Here is a 3,041-nt window from a genome sequence, read left to right on the forward strand (position 1 = left end):
AAAGGCGTGGATGTGGTGTACGACGGCGTGGGCGGGGATATCTCGCTGGAAACGCTTCGCTGCGTAAACTTCGGTGCCCGCTTTCTGATTGTGGGCTGGGCCTCCACTCCACTTGTGGCCAAGGGCAAAGGCGGCCGCGGCGCACCCAATGCGAATCAGCTGCCAACCAACCTGATTATGATGAAGGGCCTCCAAGTGATGGGCTGCCCTATGGTCATCTCCACTCAAAAAGACCCCTCCATTCGCCCACCGCGGGTGGCGAAGCTTAAAGAATGGGCCGAAGCGGGAAAAATCACGCCCCATGTCTCCCATGTATTTGAGCTTGAAAATGCCAAAGATGCGCTCATCGCGCGCTGGAATGGCGATGTGCTCGGAGGCTGTGTGGTACGTGCCCGCAGCTGATTGCAGGAGCTGGTTGCTTCCCCGCTGAGAATAACGCAAAAATAGAATCCAAGAGGGGAAGTGATTCAAGCATGCATGAAAGCGTACTCGTCGTTGTTGCCAATAAGCGTTATTTAGACCCAGCCAAGGCCGTATTTTACGGTGCCCACGACCGCGGTGAATGGCCCGGCGATATGGCGCTGGTGGCCTTTCCCGATGTGAGTGAAGAAGATGCCCAGTGGTTTACCAGCCGCGGCATTGAAGTGATGCGCTTTGACACCCCAGTACCCACCGAAGGCTTAGAGGTTGCTCAGGCAGCTCAATTTCACAAACTCAACGTTTTTCGAACCGCCTTTAAAAAATGGAAGCGCGTGGTCTACCTAGACTGCGATATCCTCTTGCTTAGAAGCCTCGTTCCTCTGCTCAGCATCGATACCCAAGGCGGTATTGTTGTAGATGGTGAAGTATGGCCCGAAGGACTCGCCAGCCAGTTTGCACCCGAGGCTTCGCCGGAACTCTTTGCCAAGCTTGGCAATGAAGTGGAAGACCTATCCATCAACAACTTCAATACTTCGTCGATGGTTTTTGATACCTCCACTTTGCTAGAAGATACCTACGACACCATGGTGACCACCCTTAAAGATTATCAGCCTATTCTTAAAAACGGGGACCAGCCGGTTATCAATCTTTATTTCTACAAACGTTGGGTTCAGCTGCCGGAGAAAACCATTGGCTTTTTCCAAAGCGCCGATGCCGGCGAATACATTGGGCTCCACTTCTGCAATTGGAACGCGCCGTGGCAACTTAAAGGCACCAATATTGAAACCATGTGGTTAGAAAATCTCGCCAATGCGAACGCTGCAACCAGCTTAGTGCGTAAAGCTCCATGACCGCCGCGCCCTACACCCTTGCCTTGGTTCATGTTGGGCCAACTCTTCCGGAATACCTCGAGGATGCCATTGCTCAGGCAAGGCTTTTCAATACCTGCCCCATTGCGCTGATTGCCAACAAGCAAGCACTCTCGAGCTTTGACTTGGCCGCCCACGATGTAACCGGCGTAGCCATTGAATCTCTCGAGCAAACCGAAGCGCACCACGCGTTTAACAGCCACTCCCCCTTAGACAAAGAGGCTCTGGGCGGTTTTTGGCAATACACCAGCGAGCGCTTTTTCTATCTTCACGCTTTTATGCTGCAAGCGCCCAACCGGCCGGTGTTTCATATTGAAAACGATGTGATGCTTTACCGCAACCTGGAAGAGATTTATCCGCATATTCAAGGGCCCATCGCGGGCACCCTCGACAGCGACATTCGCTGCGTGCCGGGCTTTATCTACTTTAAGACGGCCGCGGCTCTTGGCCATGCAGCCGAATTCTTCGTAAACATCGTGCAAAACCATGCGTTACCAGATCTGAACGACATGATTCTCTGGGCCGCTTATTGGCGAACCTTTGGCAATGGATTCTTTACGCCGCTGCCGGTTATTCCTGCACATTACCCGCAGCCTTTATCCAGCCGCTCTGGCCATAATGTGCGCGACGCCAAAGTGTATTCTCACGGTTTTTCGACTTTGCAGTCTATCTTTGATGCAGCGGCCATTGGCCAGTACCTCGGCGGCGTGGACCCCCGTAATTCTCAAGGTGCCTCCACCGTAGGCTTTATCAATGAAAGCGCGGTGTATAGCCCTGATGCATTTGAGTATGCCTGGGAGCGCGGCGCTAAGGGTTTGTGGACACTCGTAGCAAGCCTTGGACAACGAAGCTTTGCCGTGAACAACTTACACATTCATTGTAAAAATTTAGAAGCGTTTCGCTCCGACCAAGACGGTGTACCCGGCATCAATCACTAAGCACGGTACTCATCGCCTCTTGGCGACTCTTTCCAATGGTGCGGCGCCAAAACCCTAAGCTGATTTCATCCATGGCATAGTCGGTGCTCTCAATGCGCGCGAGCTGCGTCTCTAAGAAAGCCTCATCCAGATCTTCCCAGCGCTCTATGCGCACAATGGGCAGATTCTTAAATTGCTCATTGCTTACATCTTTTTCCACAATGGGAATCACGCCCAGATACAAACACTCCCACAAGCGGTGGCAGTCGGCTCCATTGCCGGGCGGCGACACACAAAACCTGTGCGCAGCCATATCTTGAAGGTAGCCTTCAAAATTGCGCTTCTCACCGTGGGTAATAAAGGGCTTGTCTTTGAGAATCTCTTGCACCTTGGCCCGGCCCGCGAGGTTGGTGGATGCGTCGAAATTCATATAGACGTCTTTGGTTTTCTCGATACCTTGGTCCATCACCGACTTGACTGTGTCCAAATGACCATGAGGCCACTGTGCATTGGCGATACCGATGGGAATGGCGCGCAGCTTAGGATGCTCTATGAGAACATTCTGGGCATACCAGCCCACGATTTTCGGGTCGTCTAGATAGCTGCGGTATTGCTCGGTGATGCCGTGGTCGCTGTTGTGGGTAATTAAAACAATGGCCTGACGCAACGCCGGATAAATCGCCCGAAAAAAATCATCGAGCAAATGGGTGTAGACGAAAAACACCTGCGCGCGTTGCGCATCCTCGGGTAAATCATCCCAAGTAATGGGCGCCTGATTGCTGCCGCCAAACCCCATGAGCTTGGTCTTCATGGTGCCAAGGCTTTGATGAAACTG

The 3,041-nt window shown here is 52.6% G+C and carries 4 protein-coding genes; 3 read left to right on the top strand and 1 reads right to left on the bottom strand.

What is annotated here, in order from left to right; genetic code table 11:
• The 3 genes from HOK28_13010 to HOK28_13020 all read left to right on the top strand — a co-directional run.
• A partial coding sequence (locus HOK28_13010; protein ID MBT6434012.1) for a zinc-binding dehydrogenase occupies positions 1-402 on the top strand: 402 nt, incomplete at its 5' end.
• Between the two features lie 71 nt (positions 403-473).
• Complete coding sequence (locus HOK28_13015; protein ID MBT6434013.1) at positions 474-1,271, top strand: hypothetical protein; 798 nt, start codon at positions 474-476, stop codon at positions 1,269-1,271.
• Positions 1,268-2,227: a hypothetical protein gene (locus tag HOK28_13020; GenBank protein MBT6434014.1), complete on the top strand. Its 960-nt coding sequence runs from the start codon at positions 1,268-1,270 to the stop codon at positions 2,225-2,227. Before HOK28_13015 ends, HOK28_13020 begins: the two co-directional genes overlap by 4 nt.
• Here HOK28_13020 and HOK28_13025 read toward each other — a convergent pair.
• Positions 2,217-3,041 (bottom strand): hypothetical protein (locus HOK28_13025; protein MBT6434015.1); only part of this gene is annotated, 825 nt, incomplete at its 5' end. The genes HOK28_13020 and HOK28_13025 overlap by 11 nt on opposite strands.

This window comes from Deltaproteobacteria bacterium (assembly GCA_018668695.1).
In the GTDB taxonomy this organism is placed as follows: Bacteria; Myxococcota; XYA12-FULL-58-9; order XYA12-FULL-58-9; family JABJBS01; genus JABJBS01.